An 18,548-nucleotide genomic window follows, 5' to 3' on the forward strand; every position below is an offset into this window, starting at 1 on the left:
GAGTGGTCAAGGACTGTCGGTTGGCGGGGCCGCAGTCGACGAGTCGTGACCGGTCGACGGTGCCCGCGCGACGAGTCGTGACCGGTCCGCGGACGGGAGGCGATGGTCGGTGCCGCCGCGGGCCTCCCGGTCCGGCGCGTGCGGCCGGTCAGGGCACCCCCGCTCACGTCCGCCGAGTGGTCACGATCTGTCGGTCGGCAGGGCCGCAATCGACGAGTCGTGACCGACCGAGAAACGGACCGGGAGGCGCTGGGCCCTGCTCCGGTACTAGCCGGCGCTGACGCGGTAGACGTCGTAGACGGCGTCGATGCGACGCACCGCGTTGAGCACACGGTCGAGGTGGATGGTGTCCCCCATCTCGAACACGAACCGGCTGAGCGCCAGGCGGTCGGACGAGGTCGACACCGTCGCGGACAGTATGTTCACGTGGTGATCCGTCAGCACTCGGGTGACGTCGCTGAGCAGGCCAGACCGATCGAGCGCCTCGATCTGGATCTGCACCAGGAACACCGACTTCGACGACGGGGCCCACTCGACCTCGATCATCCGGTCGGGCTCATTCATGAGCGACTTCACGTTGGTGCACGACGACTGGTGCACGGAGACGCCCTGGCCACGGGTGATGAAGCCCACGATCTGGTCGCCCGGCACCGGGGTGCAGCACTTCGCGAGCTTGACGAGGATGTCGGGCGCCCCGCGGACCAGCACGCCGCTGTCGCTGGTGCGCAGCTGGCGACTGGTGACCTGGCGGGGGAACGCGAGTTCGGGTTCGTCGGCCTCGGTCTCGGTCTGGACGTTCCCGAGGACCTTCTCGATCACCGACTGGGTCGAGACGTGGCCCTCGCCGATGGCGGCGTACAGCGCGGAGACGTCCTCGTAGCGCATCGACGAGGCGACCTCGGCGATGCTGTCCTGGCTCATGATGCGCTGGAGCGGCAGGTTCTGCTTGCGCATCGCACGCGCGATGGCGTCGCGGCCCTGCTCGATCGCCTCTTCGCGGCGCTCCTTGGTGAACCACTGCTTGATCTTGTTGCGCGCGCGGGGGCTGCGGACGAACTGCAGCCAGTCCTGCGAGGGGCCGGAGTCGGGGTTCTTCGACGTGAAGATCTCGACCACGTCACCGCTGGAGAGCTGGCTCTCGAGCGGGACCAGGCGACCGTTGACCTTCGCACCCATCGTGCGGTGGCCGATCTCGGTGTGGACGGCGTAGGCGAAGTCGACCGGGGTGGCTCCGGCGGGCAGACCGATGACCTTGCCCTGCGGCGTGAAGACGTACGTCTCCTTGGCGCCGATCTCGTACCGGAGCGAATCGAGGAACTCGCCCGGATCGCTGGTCTCTGCCTGCCAGTCGGTGATGTGGGCGAGCCACGCCATGTCCTGGTCGTCCGTCGTGGACGAGGTGCCGGCGTCACGGCCGGCAGCGCGCTGCTTGTACTTCCAGTGGGCGGCGACACCGAACTCGGCACGCTGGTGCATCTCGTGCGTGCGGATCTGGATCTCGACCGCACGGCCCTGTGGTCCGAGCACCGTGGTGTGCAGCGACTGGTACAGGTTGAACTTGGGGGTCGCGATGTAGTCCTTGAAGCGACCGGGCAGCGGGGTCCACCGCGCGTGCACCGAGCCGAGCATGGCGTAACAGTCGCGGACGGTGGGCACGAGGACGCGGATGCCGACGAGGTCGTAGATCTCGTCGAACTCACGACCCCGCACGATCATCTTCTGGTAGATCGAGTAGTACTGCTTCGGCCGACCCATCACGTCACCGCGGACCTTGGCGGCCTTCAGGTCCTTCTTGAGGGTGCCGATGACGTTCTGGACGAACTGCTCGCGCTTCGGTTGGCGTTCCTTGACCAGGCTGTCGATCTCGACGTAGAGCTTCGGGTGCAGGACCGCGAACGACAGGTCCTCGAGCTCGAGCTTGATCATCTGGATGCCGAGCCGGTGTGCGAGGGGCGCGTAGATCTCGAGCGTCTCCTTCGCCTTGCGCGTGGCAGACGCGGACTCGACGAAGCCCCAGGTGCGGGCGTTGTGCAGGCGGTCGGCGAGCTTGATGACGAGGACTCGGATGTCCTTCGACATCGCGATGACCATCTTGCGGACGGTCTCGGCCTGTGCGCTGTCGCCGTACTTGACCTTGTCGAGCTTGGTGACGCCGTCGACGAGCATCGCGATCTCGTCGCCGAAGTCCACCCGCAGCTGGTCGAGCTGGTAGTCGGTGTCCTCGACGGTGTCGTGCAGGAGTGCTGCAGCGATGGTGATCGTCCCGATGCCGAGGTCGGCCAGGATCTGCGCGACCGCGACGGGGTGCGTGATGTACGGCTCACCGGACTTGCGCTTCTGCCCGTCGTGCGCGCGCTCGGCGACCGAGTAGGCGCGCTCGATGAGGGTCACGTCGGCCTTGGGGTGGTGCGAGCGGACCGTGCGGATCAGGGTGTCCACCGCACCGGCCGGCTGCGCACGCGAGAACAGGCGCGGCAGCAACGAGCGGAGGGAACCGAGGTTGCCGGTGGTGTTCGGACCGATCGGGCTCGACGGCTGCGGGGCGGAGCCCGGGCGGCTCGGCGCGGACGGCTCTTCGCGGGTGTCCGTCATGATGCGCCTCCCAGGACTCGGTCCGAGAGCTCGATCCGAGCTCGATCCGACAAGACTACGCGTCCCCGGTCAGTGCCCGTGACGCGGTTCGCCCTGGGCGTCGCGCTCCACCGGTGCCCCCGCCTGCTCCCAGGCGAGCATGCCGCCGGACAGGTTGACGGCAGGGACACCCGACTGCTCGAGCGCCGCGACGATGCGCGAGGACCGGCCGCCGGAGTGGCAGACGATGATGGCCGGCTGGTCGCCGCCGTCGATCTCCTGCCAGCGGTCCACGAACTCGGACATCGGCACGAGCGTGGCCTGCGGAGCGTGGACCTCGTCCCACTCCCCTTGCTCACGCACGTCGTAGAGCCGGGCCCCGGCATCGATGCGGCGCTGGGCCTCGGCGACGTCGATCTGCTGGATCTCGATGGGCATCAGACGCTCGCCTCTGCCGCGTCGACCTCGCGCCGGCGCTTCTCGGCCGCCGCGGTCTTCTTGGCGTCGGACTCCTTGATCTTCGGTTCGTTCTCGCGCAGCTGCGCGTACATCGGCGACGCGATGAAGATCGTCGAGTAGGTGCCGACGATGATGCCGATGAACAGTGCGAGCGAGATGTCACGCAGGGTGCCGGCGCCGAGCACGTACGATCCGATGAAGAGGATCGCCGCCACCGGCAGCAGTGCCACGACCGAGGTGTTGATCGATCGGACGAGCGTCTGGTTGACCGCGAGGTTGACCGACTGCTTGAAGGTGCGGATCGACTCCTGCGCGGTGTTCTCGCGCACCTTGTCGAAGACCACCACGGTGTCGTAGAGCGAGTACCCGAGGATCGTCAGGAAGCCGATCACCGCCGCGGGCGTCACCTCGAGCCCGACGATGCCGTACACGCCCGCCGTGATGAGCAGGTCGTGCAGCAGCGCCGCCATCGCGGAGAGTGACATCTTCCAGGTGCGGAAGTACAGCGTCATGAAGACCGCGGCGAGGGCCAGGAAGATCACCAGACCACGGATGGCCTGCGCGAGGACGTCGGCACCCCACGTCGCGCCGATGAAGGTCGCGGCGACCTGGCGCTCCGGGACGTCGTAGGCCTTGGCCAGGGCGTCCTGCACATCGGTCGTCTGGGCGTCGGTGAGCTGCCCGGTCTGCACGCGGATGCCGTGCGTGCCGAGCTGCGAGACACGAGGGATGGTGTCGGCGACGACGCTCTCGACCGTGTCGGTCGCGATGCTCTGGTCGAGCGACTTGACGTCGGAGATCGTGAACTCCGAGCCGCCGGTGAACTCGATGCCGAGCTGGTACCCGCCACGCAGCCACGGCGTGACGAGCGAGATCACGATCATCGCCAGGGCGATGAGGTACCAGGTCTTCCGGCGCCCGATGATGTCGTACGACCGCTTCCCCGTGTAGAGGTCGCTGCCGAACTGGCTGAAGCTGGCCATCAGTCGTCCTTCCCGTCCGGCGTCGAGCCGTTGTCGCCGGAGGCCTGCTGGGCCTTCCGCTCCGCGATCGTCTGTCGGCGCTGCGCCTCACCGGCACTGCGCTGGCGCTTGCCGTCCACGACGGGTGCGCGGAACTGCGCACGCCCCCGGTAGACGGCACCGAGTGCTGCCGGGTCGAGCCCGCTGAACCGGTGGCCGTCCCCGAAGAACCGGGTCCGGGCGATGAGCTGCATCATCGGGTGGGTGAAGAGTGCGACTACCACGATGTCGATGAGGGTCGTGAGCAGCAGCGTGAACGCGAAGCCCTTCACGTCGGCGACCGCGAGCACGTACAGGGTGACGGCGGCGAGGAAGTTCACCGCGTCGGACGCCAGGATCGTGCGCAGCGCGCGCTTCCAGCCGGACTCGACCGCGCTCTCGAGGGCACGGCCGTCACGGAGTTCGTCACGGATGCGCTCGAAGTAGACGATGAACGAGTCCGCCGTGATGCCGATCGCGACGATCAGGCCCGCCACACCTGCCAACGACAGACGGTAGTCGACGCGCCACGACATGATCGCGATCACGAGGTACGTGATCACGGCGGCGATCCCGAGCGACAGCACGGTGACGAACGCCAGGGCGCGGTACTGGATCACGGAGTAGATGATCACGAGGATCAGACCGATCAGACCGGCGACGAGGCCACCGATGAGCTGCGCGGTACCGAGTGTCGCCGAGATGTTCTCGTTCGACTGCACCTGGAAGTTGATCGGCAGCGCACCGTACTTGAGCTGGTCGGCGAGGGTCTTGGCAGACTCGGCGGTGAAGTTGCCGCTGATCTGCGCCTTGCCGTTCGTGATCGCGGAGTTCGTCGTCGGTGCGGTGATGACCGAACCGTCGAGCACGATCGCGAACTGGTTCTGCGGCTGCTGGAGCGAGACGAGACGGTTGGTGACCGTGCGGAAGTCCTTCGAGCCCTCGCCGTTGAAGGTCAGGTTGACGGCCCACTGGCCGGTCGACGTGCCCTGCGAGTCGGTGGCGAGCCCCGAGGTGGCGTTGCTGATGTCGGCGCCGGACACCTCGACCGGGCCGAGGATGTACTTGCCGGCGCCGTCCTGGTCGCAGGTGACCAGGGGCTCGTCGTCGGGCGCGGTGGTGACGTCGCCCGGTGCTGCGCAGTTGTAGTTGGTGTACAGGTCCTGCAGCTTCGGCGTGACCCAGTTCAGGTCGCTCGCGTTCGTGGGCTTCGCGCTGGGCGTCGCCGCGAGCGAGGCGGGCGGCGAGTACGGCGTCGGCGATGCGGTGCCCTTGCCGTCGTCACCGACAGCGGAGTTGGTCGCAGCCTCGGTGTACAGGACGGGCCGGAACGTCAGCTTGGCCGCGGCCTCGATGCGGTCGATGGTGGCCTTGTCGGGGCGACCCGGGATCGAGACGACGATGTTGTTCGCGCCCTGCGTGTTGATCTCCGACTCGGAGACACCGGTGGCGTCGATGCGCTGGCGGATGATGTTCACCGCCTGCTGCAGCTGCTGCGAGGTGACGGAGTCGCCCTCGGTGTTCTGCGCCGCGAGGGTCAGCTGCGTGCCGCCCTGCAGGTCCAGAGCCAGCTCGGGTACCCAGCTCGCGCCCTGGTACCACTTGTCGGTGTCGTCCTTCGAAGAGCCGGCGAGGATCGACGCGGCGGTGTTCAGGCCGGCGAGGATCGCCATCAGGATCACCAACCAGGTGAGCGAGCGCAGCGCCTTCTTGACGGGTGTCGATCGTGCCACCGGTCGTCTCGTCTTTCTGTTCAGGACCGTCGGCACACCGTGCGACGGCAAGAGGAAGCCGCCGGATCAGACGACCCGGCGGCCGAGGGCGTCAGTCGTCGGACTTGCGCTTCGTGGCGTCGGTCTCGTCGGCACGCTCGCCGTAGACCGGCTCACCGTTCAGCTCGGCCACGGGCTTCGGCTCGTCCTCGGTGGTCGTGGTGGTCTCGACGTCGGAAGCGTTGTCGTCGACGACGCGCGACAGGGTCTGACGGTGCACGGTGACGACGGTCCCCGGTGCGATCTCGACGTCAGCGGTGACCTTCTCCTCGTTCACGGAGAGGAGCGTGCCGTACAGGCCGAAGGACAGCATGACCTTGGCGCCGGGGACCATCTTGTCCACGAGCTCGGCCTGCTGCTTCTTGCGCTTGCGGCTGTTGTAGAACATGAAGGCTGCGAACGCCACGACGATGACGATGAGGATGACTTCTTGACCCATGATGCGTTGCCTTCTCTGGTTGCTCGGTTTCGGGCCGTAGCAGTCTAGGGCACGCCGGTGTCCGTGGCATGTCACTCGACTGATCGGCGTTCAGTCGTCGGTGTCCGGGTCGTCGAAGAGCCCCGGCTGCCCGCCGTCGGCCTGCCCCGGGGTGAGGCCGAGGTGCCGCCAGGCACGTGGTGTGGCGATGCGCCCACGGGGCGTGCGGGTCACGAGACCGACCCGGACCAGGAACGGTTCGACGACCGACTCGATCGTCTCGGACTCCTCGCCGACGGAGACGGCGAGGGTGTTCAGACCGACCGGTCCGCCGTCGAACCGGGTCAGCATGGTCTCGACCACGGCGCGGTCGAGCCGGTCGAGCCCGAGTTCGTCGACGTCGTACAGGTCGAGGGCGCCCTGGACCGCCGCCATGCCGTCGGTGGTGCGGTGCACGAGCGCGTAGTCGCGCACCCGCCGGAGCAGGCGGTTCGCGATGCGCGGGGTGCCGCGGGAACGCCCGGCGATCTCGCGCAGGGCGGTCCGGTCGATGTCGAGCTCGAGCAGGTGCGCCGCGCGGATCAGGACCTGTTCGAGCTCGTCCTTCTCGTAGAACTCCAGGTGGGCGGTGAACCCGAAGCGGTCCCGCAGCGGGTTCGGCAGCAGGCCGGCCCGGGTGGTGGCCCCGACGAGCGTGAAGGGCGCGAGGTCGAGCGGGATGCTCGTGGCACCCGCGCCCTTGCCCACCATCACGTCGATGCGGAAGTCCTCCATCGCCAGGTAGAGCATCTCTTCTGCCGAGCGGGCCATCCGGTGGATCTCGTCGATGAACAGGACCTCGCCGGGGACGAGCGACGAGAGCACGGCCGCCAGGTCACCGGCGTGCTGGATCGCCGGGCCGCTCGACATCCGCAGCGGGCGCCCCGTCTCGTGCGCGACGATCATCGCGAGCGTGGTCTTGCCGAGGCCGGGAGGACCCGCCATCAGGATGTGGTCGGGCGTGCGCTCCTGCATGCCGGCGGCCTTGAGGAGCAGGTCGAGTTGCCCGCGGACCTTGCGCTGCCCGACGAACTCGTCGAGCGAGCGCGGACGGAGCGCGCCTTCGAACGCGAGTTCCTCCTGCGACTCGGCACCGGCGGACGTGATGCCGCTCATCGGCCGGCTGCCGCGGGTCGCAGGGCGCCGAGTGCGGCGCGGAGCAGCGCCTGGGTGCCCATCGCGGCGGCGCCTGGCTCGTTGGCGACGGCGTCGTCGACGGCGGCCTGTGCAGCGTCTTCACGCCAGCCGAGGCCGATGAGCGCCGAGACGACGTCGACCGCTGCGGGGTGCACTGCGGTCCCTCGCGCCGCGGCGACGACGGCGGCCTGTTCGAAGGCCACGAGCTTGCCGGAGAGCGCGACGATGATGAGCTTGGCGGTCTTCGGGCCGATGCCGGAGACCTTGCGGAACGCGCCGTCGTCCTCGTTCGCGACGGCGTTCGCGATCTGCGCCGGGTCCATGTGGGCCAGGACGCCCATCGCGGACTTCGGGCCGACGCCGGACACCCCGCGGAGCAGGTCGAACACCTGCAACGCGTCGGTCGACTCGAAGCCGAAGAGCAGGTGCTCGTCTTCGCGCACGATCATCGCGGTCCGCACGAACACCTCGGACCCGTGGCGCATGGTCAGTGCGTGCGCAGGGGTCACGGTGACGGCGTACCCGACTCCCCCGACCTCGACCACCACGGCCGAGCCGGCGATGTCGATGCAGGTGCCCCGGAGACTCGCGATCATGCTCCGAGCCTAGGGCCGCCCACCGACGACGCGGACCTGCCACGCTGCGGGCGGGCCGCGGCTGCGGCCGCGCGGGCGAGCGGCGAGTCGGTGGTGCCGCCCTGGGCGTCCCGCCAGGCACGCTGTGCCGGGGTGAGGTTCGTGGCACGCGAGCCGGCGGCGTCGGGTGATCCGAGCCTCCAGGCATGGCACACGGCCAACGCGAGCGCATCGGCGGCGTCGGCCGGCTTCGGGGCCTCGTCGAGTCCGAGCACGCGCGCGATCATCGTCTGGACCTGCCGCTTGTCGGCGTTGCCGTAGCCGGTGACGGCGGCCTTGACCTCGGACGGGGTGTGCAGCCCGACGGGCAGGCCGCGGGCCGCCGCGGCGTGCAGCGCCAGGCCGGCCGCCTGCGCGGTGCCCATCACCGTGCGGACGTTCGCCTGCGCGAACACCCGCTCGACCGCGACCGCGTCGGGGTGGTGCTCGTCGATCTCGGCGGCGATGCCGTCGGCGATCCGGAGCAGCCGCTGCTCGAGCGGCATGTCCGGCGGGGTGCGCACGACCGTCACGTGGACGAGTCGTGCGCGCCGGTTCGGTGCGACCTCGACGACGCCGACGCCGCACCGGGTGAGCCCGGGGTCCACCCCGAGCACACGGAGCACGGCTACTCGCCCTCGTCCTCGTCGAGCTCGGCCTGGACGTCCGCGGGGATGTCGAAGTTCGAGTAGACGTTCTGCACGTCGTCCGAGTCCTCGAGCGCGTCGATCAGACGGAACACCTTGCGGGCGGTCTCGGCGTCGACCGGGACCTTCAGCCCGGGCACGAACTCGGCGTCGGCGGAGTCGTAGTCGATCCCGGCGTCCTGCAGCGCCGTGCGGGCTGCGACCAGGTCGCTCGCCTCGGTGATGATCTCGAAGCCACCGCCCTGGTCGATGACGTCCTCGACACCGGCGTCCAGCACCGCGGTCATCACGGTGTCCTCGTCCAGGCCGTCGGTCTTCGTGACCGAGATGACGCCCTTGCGCGAGAAGTTGTAGGCGACGCTGCCCGGGTCGGCCATGGTGCCGCCGTTGCGCGACATCGCGGTCCGGACCTCGGCCGCCGCACGGTTCTTGTTGTCCGTGAGGCACTCGATCAGCATCGCGACGCCGTTCGGGCCGTAGCCCTCGTACATGATCGTCGTGTACTCGATGGTCTCGCCAGTGAGACCCGCACCGCGCTTGACGGCGCGGTCGATGTTGTCGTTGGGGACCGAGGTCTTCTTCGCCTTCTGCACGGCGTCGACCAGGGTCGGGTTGCCGGACATGTCGGCACCGCCCATCTTCGCGGCGACCTCGATGTTCTTGATCAGCTTGGCGAACGACTTGGCACGGCGCTGGTCGATGACGGCCTTCTTGTGCTTGGTCGTTGCCCACTTGGAATGCCCGGACACGGTTCTCCTTGCGTATTGCGGAAAGTCCCGCTCAGTTTAGCGGCCCACGGGCCGTCCACCGGCCTGGAGGCACGGCGCGGCTCCGTCATGCCGGCGCGGATCCGGTGGGCGGTCGCGTCCACCGCCCTACGATGGTCCGGCAGGGAACGAACCACCAGGGGGACGCATGACCGATCCGTTGTCCGCACTCGCCGCGGCCGTCACCGCGCTGCCCGAGGACCGCGCGCTGCGCCTGCGGTACGCCGAACTGCTCGCCGACGCCGGGCGGCACGGCGAGGCGATCGAGCAGGCGGGCACCGTGCTGCAGCAGGCACCGGACGACGAGCAGGCCGCCGGGATCGTGCGGGCGTCCGCCCTCGCCGCCGCGGCCTCACCAGCTGTCGGTCCGGAGAGCCCCGGCGAGGACGGGAGCGGCGAGGACGGCGGGGGCGAGGACGGGGGCGGCGAGCCGACGGCGGCCCCGGCGACGCCGACGCACGGCGACGGGATCGACTGGTCGGCGCTGGAGCGGTCGATCGCCGACCCGACCGAAGCGCCGTTCCTCGAGCGGGCGGTGACCGAGGACGGCGAGACGGTCGCGGCCGTGCCCGAGGACGCCGACCCCGTGGTCGAGGTCCGGCGCGAGACCGTCCGACTCGCCGACGTCGGTGGACTCGAGGCCGTGAAGCGCCGGATCGACGAGTCCTTCCTGCAGCCGATGGCGCACCCGGAGATCGCGGCCGCGTTCGGCAAGCAGCTCCGCGGGGGCCTGCTCCTGTACGGGCCGCCCGGGTGCGGCAAGACGTTCCTGGCCCGCGCGATCGCCGGCGAGCTCGGTGCGCACTTCCTGTCCGTGACGCTGACGGACGTGCTCGACAAGTTCATCGGCGAGAGCGAGAAGAACGTGCACCGCGTCTTCCGTGAGGCACGGCGCCACGCCCCCGCGGTGCTGTTCTTCGACGAGATGGACGCGATCGGCGGGAAGCGCAGCGGCAACACGTCGTCGTCGTTCCGGAACGTGGTGAACCAGCTCCTCGTCGAGATGGACGGCGTCGACTCGCAGAACGACGGCGTCTACGTGCTCGCCGCGACGAACCACCCGTGGGACGTCGACGCCGCGCTGAAGCGCCCCGGCCGGTTCGACCGGATGATCCTGGTCCGCCCACCGGACGAGGACGCCCGCGAGGCGATCCTCCGTGGACACCTGCAGAAGCGCCCGATCGAGGGCATCGACCTCCAGGACCTCGTCCGACGGACCCGTGGGTTCTCCGGCGCCGACCTCGAGCACCTCGTCACGACCGCTGCCGAGAAGGCGATGACCGACTCGATCCGGTCCGGTGCCGTGCGACCGGTGCGGATGCCCGACCTGCGCGACGCCCTCAAGGAGGTCAAGCCCTCCATCGGCCCCTGGGTGCAGGCCGCCCGGAACGTGGCCGAGTACTCGAACAGCAGCGGCGAGTACGACGACATGGCCGAGTGGTTGCGCGAGGAGCGCGAGCTCTGATGGTGGACGCCGTCGACGTCGTCGTCGAACGCGCGGACGCCCTGCTCGGGTTCGGGCGTCCCGACGAGGCCAGGACGGTGCTCACGGCGGCGGTCGCCGACGCACCGGACGACGTGCGGCTCTGGGCGACCCTCGCCCGAGCCGAACGGGCGCGGCACGACCACGCGTCCAGCCGGGTCGCGGCGGAACGCGCGCTGGCGATCGACCCCGAGCACGCCGGCGCGATGTGGACCCGGATCAACGCACTCCTCGAGACCAAGGAGCGGGTCGAGGCCAAGCGCGCCGCCGACCGCCTGCTCGAACGCACCCCCGACTGGGCGCAGGCGCACCTGCTCTGGGCCTTCGCGTACACCCGGTGGTCCCGGGCCAAGCGCACCATCACCGAGGAGCAGATCTGGCCCCTCGCCGACGTGCCGCGGGCCGCGGCCGCCCTCGACCGGGCACTCGAACTGGCCCCGCACGACGCCGTTCTCCTCGCGGACGCCGCCGGTTGCTACCGCGCCCTGGCCTGGACGGACGAGACCTACCGGGCGCGGGCGACCGCCGCACTGGACCGCGCCCTCGAACTCGACCCGAACGACGAGTGGGTGATGCTCGCGGCGGGATCGGTGCTGTCCGCGCCGGGGCGGGTCGCCAACGCGGCGCAGGTGCTCGCGCAGCACCCGAGGTCGTGGGAGGCCCTCCGCCGCGTGGACCACGGGGTCTGGAACCTCGTGTCCATCCCGGTGGCGGTCGTCACCTGGCTGCTGCTCGCCTCGGTCCTCGGCGCCCACGTCGCGGCGGGCGGCGGCGCGAACGTCGTGACGAAGACGCTCGGCTGGGGCGTGACCGGAGTCGGGGCCCTCTGGGTGCTGGTGGTCGAGGTGGGCTCGTTCGTGGCGTTCCCCCGCGGCCTCCTCCGCCGGACCGTGCGCCGCATCCCGCTCGTCCCGGTCGTCCTCGTGCTGACGGCAGTCACGTGGATCGTCGGCACCGCCGTCGCGGTGGTGCTGCTCACCGGCATCGTGCCACCGGACGGCGACGCTGCCGCCGGGCTCGTCGCGGTCCTCGCCGTCGCCCTCCTGCTCGAGTCGGCTGCGCGGAGCGCGATTACGATCGCCCTGCGGCGGACGCAGGAGCGATCGGGGCTGTGGGCCGGACCGGTCGCCGAACGGGGACGCCGCAGAGAAGACGACAGCGACCGGACCGGAGCGCTCCTCGGGGGCCTGGCTGCCCTCGCCGCCTGGCTCCACGTCGCACTGTCGGCGCCGTCCGTCGCCACCTGGGCAGCCTGGTCGGTACCGCTCCTGCTCGCCGCGCGGGTGTTCGTGTTCCGGTACTCGGCGGAGCTCCTGCGCGCGGACGACGGACGACGCCGACCGCGGGCCGTGGTGGATGCCGTGCTCGCGGGCGTGTTCGCCACCGGGGCGGTGGGCGCCGTCGGCCTGCAGGTCGCGACGGCACTCGGCGTCGTCTGACCGACGGGCAGGGTTCTTCGCTCGGTGCTCCGTGGTCGGTGCTCGGCGTCGCCGTGCTCCGACGTCGCCGTGCCCCGCGGTCAGGCGGTGCGGACCAGGTCCAGGAACCGGCGATGGAAGCGGTCCTCGCCAGCGACCTCGGGGTGGAACGCACTCGCGATGACGTTGCCCTGCTGCACTGCGACGACCTGGCCGTCCGGCAGGGCGCCGAGGACGTGGACGTCGTCACCGCGCTGCTCGACCACCGGGGCGCGGATGAACACCGCGTGCACCGGTGCCTCGCCCAGGTCGGGCATCGGGATGTCGATCTCGAACGAGTCGTTCTGCGCACCGAACGCGTTGCGCCGCACCGTGGTGTCGAGCACGTCGAGAGTCTGCTGCCCGCTGATGCCGTCGGTGATCCGCGACGACAGCATGATCATTCCGGCGCAGGTGCCGTAGGTGGGAAGCCCGGCACGGATCGCGTCGGCGAGGGGCTCGGCGACCCCGAAGGCGCGGGACAGCTTGTCCATCACGCTCGACTCGCCGCCGGGGATCACGACACCGTCGAGGGTCTCGATCTCCTCCGGACGACGGAGTGGCACCACGTCGGCGCCGAGCTCGGTCAGCGAGGCGATGTGCTCCCGGAAGTCACCCTGCAGCGCCAGGACCCCGACGCGGGGCCGAGCACCGCTCGTCGGACTACCAGCCACGCTCGGCGAGGCGGTGCGGTGCGGGGACGTCGGCGACGTTGATGCCGACCATCGCCTCGCCCAGACCTCGGGAGACCTCGGCGATGACCTTCGGGTCGTCGTGGAAGGTCGTGGCCTTGACGATCGCAGCGGCACGGGCCGCCGGGTCGCCGGACTTGAAGATGCCGGAACCGACGAACACGCCGTCGGAGCCGAGCTGCATCATCATCGCGGCGTCGGCCGGGGTGGCGACACCACCGGCGGTGAACAGGACGACGGGGAGCTTGCCGGTGCGGGCGACTTCCTGCACGACGTCGATCGGGGCCTGGAGCTCCTTGGCGGCGACGTAGAGCTCGTCGTCGCGCAGGTTGCGGAGCGCCGCGATCTCCTTGGTGATGGTGCGGATGTGCTTGGTGGCCTCGGACACGTCACCCGTGCCGGCCTCGCCCTTGGAGCGGATCATGGCTGCGCCCTCGGTGATGCGGCGGAGCGCTTCGCCCAGGTTGGTGGCACCACAGACGAAGGGGGTGGTGAACTTCCACTTGTCGATGTGGTTGACGTAGTCGGCCGGGGACAGCACCTCGGACTCGTCGATGTAGTCGACGCCGAGCTCCTGCAGCACCTGCGCCTCGACGAAGTGGCCGATGCGGGCCTTCGCCATGACGGGGATCGACACCGCGGCGATGATCTCCTCGATCATCGAGGGGTCGGACATGCGGGCCACGCCGCCCTGCGCACGGATGTCCGCGGGGACGCGCTCGAGGGCCATGACGGCGGTCGCACCGGCTTCTTCCGCGATGCGGGCCTGCTCGGCGTCGACGACGTCCATGATCACGCCGCCCTTGAGCATCTCGGCCAGGCCGCGCTTGACGCGGTCGGAGCCGGTGATCGAGGTGCCAGGGGTGCCGGAGGTGCTGGTGCTGTCGCTCATGATGCCGACCAGTCTAGTGCGCCCCGGGCCACCCGTCGGCGACGAGTCGACGGGTCTCGCCGAGCATCTGCGACATCGACTTCGTCCGGGCGATGATCGGGAAGAAGTTCGCGTCGGACTGCCACCGCGGAACGATGTGCTGGTGCAGGTGTGCGGCCACCCCGGCGCCGGCGACCTCGCCCTGGTTCATGCCGATGTTGAAGCCGTCGCAGTGCGAGACCTCGCGCAGGACCCGCATCGCGGTCTGGGTCAGCTCGCCGATCTCGCGCAGTTCGTCCGGCGTCGCCTCGTCGTAGAGCGGGACGTGCCGGTACGGGCAGACCAGCAGGTGCCCGTTGTTGTACGGGAACAGGTTGAGCAGCACGTAGGCGTGCTCACCCCGGGCGACGATCAGGGCGTCCTCGTCGGACTTCCGTGGTGCTTCGCAGAACGGGCAGTCGTCGTCGTGCCCGCGACCCCGGCCCTCGCGGCCGGCGTCGATGTACGCCATCCGGTGCGGGTTCCACAGCCGCTGGAAGGCGTCAGGGACGGCCGCGCCGGTCGCGGCGTCCCGGATGACGAGCGGATCGTCGTCGGACCCGGAACCCGCGGCACCGGACCCGAGCGGGCCCGAGGAGCCGGCCACGTCGTCGACGTGACCGGTCCCCGCGAGGCGATCCGGGCCTCCCGGCAGATCCGACTGGTCCCGCTGGTCCGTCATCAGACCTGCGAGCGCTCGCGGATCGCGGTGAGGATGCGGTCCACGGCCTCGTCGACGGGCACCGCGTTGTCCTGGCGACCGTCGCGGAAGCGGAAGCTGACGGCGCCGGCGTCGCGGTCGTCGCCACCGGCGATGAGCTGGAACGGCACCTTCGCCTTGGTGTGCGTGCGGATCTTCTTCTGCATGCGGTCGTCCGAGTGGTCGACCTCGGCGCGGACGCCGTGCGTGCGGAGCTTCGCGATGACCTCGTCGAGGTAGTCGCCGTACTCGGCCGCGACCGGGATGCCGACGACCTGGACGGGCGACAACCACGCCGGGAACGCACCCGCGTAGTGCTCGGTGAGGACACCGAAGAAGCGCTCGATCGAACCGAACAGCGCGCGGTGGATCATCACCGGACGCTGGCGCGAGCCGTCGGCGGCGGTGTAGTCGATGCCGAACCGCTCGGGCAGGTTGAAGTCCAGCTGCACGGTCGACATCTGCCAGGTGCGACCGATGGCGTCACGCGCCTGCACGGAGATCTTCGGGCCGTAGAACGCCGCACCCGCCGGGTCCGGCACGAGCTCGAGCCCGGACTCCTCGGCGACCTGGCGCAGGGTCTCCGTCGCGACGTCCCAGACCTCGTCGTCACCGACGTACTTCTCCGGGTCCTTCGTGGAGAGCTCGAGGTAGAAGTCGTCGAGGCCGTAGTCGCGCAGGAGCGAGAGCACGAACGCGAGGGTCGTGGTCAGCTCCTCCTTCATCTTCTCCTGCGTGGTGAAGATGTGCGCGTCGTCCTGGGTCAGGCCGCGCACGCGGGTGAGGCCGTGGATGACGCCGGACTTCTCGTTGCGGTACACCGTGCCGAACTCGAACATCCGGAGCGGCAGGTCGCGGTAGGAGCGGGGCTGCGACCGGTACGCCAGGATGTGCATCGGGCAGTTCATCGGCTTGAGGTAGTAGTCGGCGCCCTGGCGGGTGACGTTGCCGTCCTCGTCGCGTGCCTCGTCCATGTGCATGGCCGGGAACATGCCGTCCTTGTACCAGCCGAGGTGCCCGGAGGTCTCGAACAGGTCGCCCTTGGTGATGTGGGGCGTGTAGACGAACGAGTAGCCGTTCTCCTCGTGCCGACGGCGCGAGTAGTCCTCCATCTCGCGGCGGATGATGCCGCCCTTCGGGTGGAAGATCGCCAGGCCGGAACCGATCTCGTCGGGGAACGAGAACAGATCGAGTTCGGCGCCGAGCTTGCGGTGGTCACGCTTGGCGGCTTCTTCGAGGCGCACCAGGTACGCCTTGAGCTGGTCCTTGTCGGGCCAGGCGGTGCCGTAGATGCGCTGCAGCTGCGGGTTCTTCTCGGAGCCGCGCCAGTAGGCAGCGGCGACGCGCATGAGCTTCGCGGCGTTGCCGATCCAACGGGTGTGCGGGACGTGCGGGCCGCGGCAGAGGTCCTGCCACAGCACCTCGCCCGACTTCGGGTCGACGTTCTCGTACACCGTCAGCTCGCCGGCACCGACCTCGACGCTCTCGCCGGAGTCGCCGTCGCTCGCTGCGCCCTTGAGGCCGATGAGCTCCTGCTTGTACGGCTCCCCCGCCATCAGCTCGCGTGCCTGCTCGTCGGTGACGACGACGCGACGGAAGCGCTGGGCCTGCTTGACGATGCGGTCCATGCCCTTCTCGATCGCCTTGAGGTCTTCGGGGGTGAACGGCTCGGCGACGTCGAAGTCGTAGTAGAAGCCGTCGGTGACGGGCGGACCGATGCCGAGCTTGGCGTCCGGGTTGATCTGCTGCACGGCCTGCGCCAGCACGTGGGCGGCCGAGTGGCGGAGGATGTCGAGCCCGTCCTGCTCCTGCAGGGTGACGGGCTCAGCGGTCTCACCGGCCTGCACGTCCGCCGCGAGGTCCTTCAGGACGCCGTCGACGCGGATGGCGACGATGCCGCGCGCACCGTCGAAGAGCTCGGTGCCGGTCGTGGTCGTCGTCGCGGTCCGGGGCTCGGGTGCCTGGGGAAGCTCGGCGGGCGCGGGTGCGACTGACTCGGTCACGATGATGGGACTCCTCGATCGAAATGGTGCGTCAAGACTAGTGCGAGACGTGCTCGCGTGCGGACGGCCGCGGGCGCTGCTCGGCCGTCGGCGCTCAGGCTGGGACGGCGCCGAGCGTCGCGACGGGCAGCCGCGGCTCGAGGCGCTCGCGTCCGTTCAGGCCGTCGAGCTCGAGCAGCGCTGCGAAGCCGATCGCCTGGTAGCCGGCGCGCTCGAGCAGCGTGATGGTCGCGGCTCCGGTCCCCCCGGTGGCCAGGACGTCGTCGACGACGAGCACCCGCGTGCCGGCGGGCAGCTGACCCGGTCGCAGTTCGAGTTCGGCCTCGCCGTACTCGAGCGCGTACTGCTCGCTCAGGACCTCGCCGGGGAGCTTGCCCGCCTTGCGCACCGTGAGCACACCGACCTGGTGCTGGGCGGCGATGCCCCCGGCCAGTGCGAAGCCACGGGCCTCGATGCCGGCGACGGCGTCGAAGCCGGCCCCGACCGCGAACGGTGCCGCGAGTGCTTCGCACACGCGACCGAAGGCGACGGCGTCCGAGAACACCGGCGTCACGTCGCGGAACAGCACCCCCGGCTTCGGGAAGTCCGGCACGAGGGCGGTGAGGCGTTCGACGAGTGCAGCTGCGGTTTCGGTCACCCGCCAACGGTACGGGAGGCCCGGGGTGCGTCCGACACGTCGGCGCATGGTGCGAGGCTGGTCGCCTCGTGTGGGCCCCACCGTGCGCTGCACGGTGCGGGTTCCGTCGGACGGTTCACCGAAGGTGGCTCGGTGCGAGGTTGTTTCCTCGCACCGAGCCGTTCAGGCCGCACGGGCTCCGGGAGGACGCACCGTGCGTGCGTGACGCCGACGACAGTGCTGGCGACAGCGCCTGCGGTCAGCGCCACATCCGCATCGCGGCGCCCTGGGTGATCCAGTCGGTCTCGCGCTGTCGGCGTTCCCGCTCGAGGCGGGCCAGCGTGGCGAGGTCGATCTCGGGCCGCTCCTTGCGGGTGCGTCGGCTCCAGATGATGAGCGACATCCCGACGCGGAGTGCGATGCGGTCGGCGAGTGAGACCCGGCCGCGCACCGCGCGGGTATCGGGTGGACGGGTGGTGGTCTTCGTGGACACGGTGATCCCCTTCAGGGCATGGCAGAGCTGCCCGGATGTCGGGCATGACGAAACCGCCCGGATCGCGGGCAGTGAGAATTGAATGCGTGGGAATGCACTCCGGGATGGTCCGGAAATGTTCGGACAACGATCGCGGAATGCGCGTCGACACCGAGAGCGTCGCACTGCCCACCGACATTCTTCCGGCGTCGTCCGTACAGATCGGACGGGACGCATCGACGTGCCGTCGAGCCGTTCGGTGGACGAACGAACCGGTGCTGCACGAGCCAGAGCGGCTCAGTGCAGGGTGCCCTGAGGCACAGATGTCAGGAGAGCGGGACGCTCCGGGTCAGCGGACGCGGGACGGGGAACCGACGCGTCCACGGATTCCGCGGAACGGAGTGGTCGTTGCGATCATCATGGTCGGCCCCCTTTCGGTCTCGAGCTGGTGGAGTGGTCCGGGTCGAATGTTCGACCGTTCGCGACGAGTGAACACTATCGGCACCGCAAATCGGAGCGCAACCCCTTTTTCGGAAAACGTCTGGAATTGCATTCCCGAACAGGCCGATCACGGTGCGAGGTTCGTGTTCTCGTGGCGACTCGCCGGCTGCGTGCAGAGTTCCCGTCGTGCATCGGCGCCGGGCCTGCCGGCTGCACCGTGCGCTTTCGGCGGACCGGTGGCAGCCTGCGTGCTCGGTGCGGGATCGCAGGCCTGCACGGTGCGGGCAACCTCGCACCGGGTGACGGAGCACGCACGGAGCACGCACGGTGCACGCCGGAGGCCCGGTAC

Annotated in this window: 17 protein-coding genes; 2 read left to right on the top strand and 15 right to left on the bottom strand. The window is 69.9% G+C overall.

Features of this window, described 5'->3' with window-relative positions:
- Positions 1 to 267: 267 nt before the first annotated feature.
- The 9 genes from BIU95_RS04895 to BIU95_RS04935 all read right to left on the bottom strand — a co-directional run bounded on the left by BIU95_RS04895 (position 268) and on the right by BIU95_RS04935 (position 9,407).
- The gene (locus BIU95_RS04895) at positions 268 to 2,592 is read right to left on the bottom strand and encodes a bifunctional (p)ppGpp synthetase/guanosine-3',5'-bis(diphosphate) 3'-pyrophosphohydrolase (protein WP_228500332.1); all 2,325 of its coding nucleotides are present in this window, start codon (positions 2,590 to 2,592) and stop codon (positions 268 to 270) included.
- Positions 2,593 to 2,661: 69 nt separating this feature from the next.
- A complete protein-coding gene (locus tag BIU95_RS04900; RefSeq protein WP_017887350.1) occupies positions 2,662 to 3,009 on the bottom strand; it encodes a rhodanese-like domain-containing protein in 348 nt (115 codons plus the stop codon).
- Entirely contained in the window at positions 3,009 to 4,013 is a 1,005-nt protein-coding gene (gene secF, locus BIU95_RS04905) for a protein translocase subunit SecF (RefSeq protein WP_056068655.1), read from the bottom strand. Before secF ends, BIU95_RS04900 begins: the two co-directional genes overlap by 1 nt.
- Entirely contained in the window at positions 4,013 to 5,764 is a 1,752-nt protein-coding gene (gene secD, locus BIU95_RS04910) for a protein translocase subunit SecD (protein WP_017887352.1), read from the bottom strand. Before secD ends, secF begins: the two co-directional genes overlap by 1 nt.
- Positions 5,765 to 5,855: 91 nt before the next feature.
- Entirely contained in the window at positions 5,856 to 6,242 is a 387-nt protein-coding gene (yajC, locus tag BIU95_RS04915; protein WP_071250717.1) for a preprotein translocase subunit YajC, read from the bottom strand.
- Positions 6,243 to 6,332: 90 nt separating this feature from the next.
- Entirely contained in the window at positions 6,333 to 7,376 is a 1,044-nt protein-coding gene (ruvB, locus tag BIU95_RS04920) for a Holliday junction branch migration DNA helicase RuvB (RefSeq protein ID WP_017887354.1), read from the bottom strand.
- A complete protein-coding gene (gene ruvA, locus BIU95_RS04925; RefSeq protein ID WP_017887355.1) occupies positions 7,373 to 7,993 on the bottom strand; it encodes a Holliday junction branch migration protein RuvA in 621 nt (206 codons plus the stop codon). The genes ruvB and ruvA overlap by 4 nt, the downstream gene beginning before the upstream one ends.
- Positions 7,990 to 8,637 carry a crossover junction endodeoxyribonuclease RuvC gene (ruvC, locus tag BIU95_RS04930; protein ID WP_017887356.1) on the bottom strand — a complete coding sequence of 216 codons (648 nt, stop codon included), beginning with the start codon at positions 8,635 to 8,637 and terminating at the stop codon, positions 7,990 to 7,992. The genes ruvA and ruvC overlap by 4 nt, the downstream gene beginning before the upstream one ends.
- Positions 8,638 to 8,639: 2 nt before the next feature.
- Positions 8,640 to 9,407, bottom strand: coding sequence for a YebC/PmpR family DNA-binding transcriptional regulator (locus BIU95_RS04935; RefSeq protein ID WP_017887357.1), 768 nt, complete (start codon positions 9,405 to 9,407; stop codon positions 8,640 to 8,642).
- Positions 9,408 to 9,573: 166 nt separating this feature from the next.
- Here BIU95_RS04935 and BIU95_RS04940 point away from each other — a divergent pair, with 166 nt between their 5' ends.
- Together BIU95_RS04940 and BIU95_RS04945 are read left to right on the top strand one after the other, a co-directional pair.
- The gene (locus BIU95_RS04940; RefSeq protein ID WP_071250719.1) at positions 9,574 to 10,890 is read left to right on the top strand and encodes an AAA family ATPase; all 1,317 of its coding nucleotides are present in this window, start codon (positions 9,574 to 9,576) and stop codon (positions 10,888 to 10,890) included.
- On the top strand, positions 10,890 to 12,347 hold the full coding sequence (locus tag BIU95_RS04945) for a tetratricopeptide repeat protein (RefSeq protein ID WP_071250721.1): 1,458 nt from the start codon (positions 10,890 to 10,892) through the stop codon (positions 12,345 to 12,347). The genes BIU95_RS04940 and BIU95_RS04945 overlap by 1 nt, the downstream gene beginning before the upstream one ends.
- A gap of 80 nt (positions 12,348 to 12,427) precedes the next feature.
- On the opposite strand, the gene pdxT is transcribed toward BIU95_RS04945, so the two are convergent.
- The 6 genes from pdxT to BIU95_RS18150 form a co-directional block, all read right to left on the bottom strand.
- Positions 12,428 to 13,039, bottom strand: a complete 612-nt coding sequence (gene pdxT / locus BIU95_RS04950) for a pyridoxal 5'-phosphate synthase glutaminase subunit PdxT (RefSeq protein ID WP_017887360.1) — start codon at positions 13,037 to 13,039, stop codon at positions 12,428 to 12,430.
- Entirely contained in the window at positions 13,029 to 13,949 is a 921-nt protein-coding gene (gene pdxS / locus BIU95_RS04955) for a pyridoxal 5'-phosphate synthase lyase subunit PdxS (protein ID WP_071250723.1), read from the bottom strand. The genes pdxT and pdxS overlap by 11 nt, the downstream gene beginning before the upstream one ends.
- A 13-nt stretch (positions 13,950 to 13,962) precedes the next feature.
- Positions 13,963 to 14,649 (bottom strand): HIT domain-containing protein, encoded by a 687-nt coding sequence (locus tag BIU95_RS04960; protein ID WP_254783271.1) that lies wholly within the window; start codon positions 14,647 to 14,649, stop codon positions 13,963 to 13,965.
- Positions 14,649 to 16,562 (bottom strand): threonine--tRNA ligase, encoded by a 1,914-nt coding sequence (gene thrS / locus BIU95_RS04965; RefSeq protein ID WP_071250866.1) that lies wholly within the window; start codon positions 16,560 to 16,562, stop codon positions 14,649 to 14,651. The genes BIU95_RS04960 and thrS overlap by 1 nt, the downstream gene beginning before the upstream one ends.
- Positions 16,563 to 16,764: 202 nt before the next feature.
- Complete coding sequence (locus BIU95_RS04970; protein ID WP_017887364.1) at positions 16,765 to 17,307, bottom strand: adenine phosphoribosyltransferase; 543 nt, start codon at positions 17,305 to 17,307, stop codon at positions 16,765 to 16,767.
- A 238-nt stretch (positions 17,308 to 17,545) separates the two neighbouring features.
- Positions 17,546 to 17,779: a hypothetical protein gene (locus tag BIU95_RS18150; RefSeq protein WP_139179663.1), complete on the bottom strand. Its 234-nt coding sequence runs from the start codon at positions 17,777 to 17,779 to the stop codon at positions 17,546 to 17,548.
- Between the last annotated feature and the right edge of the window lie 769 nt (positions 17,780 to 18,548).

Source organism: Curtobacterium sp. MCBA15_007 (assembly GCF_001864905.1).
Lineage (GTDB): Bacteria > Actinomycetota > Actinomycetes > Actinomycetales > Microbacteriaceae > Curtobacterium > Curtobacterium poinsettiae.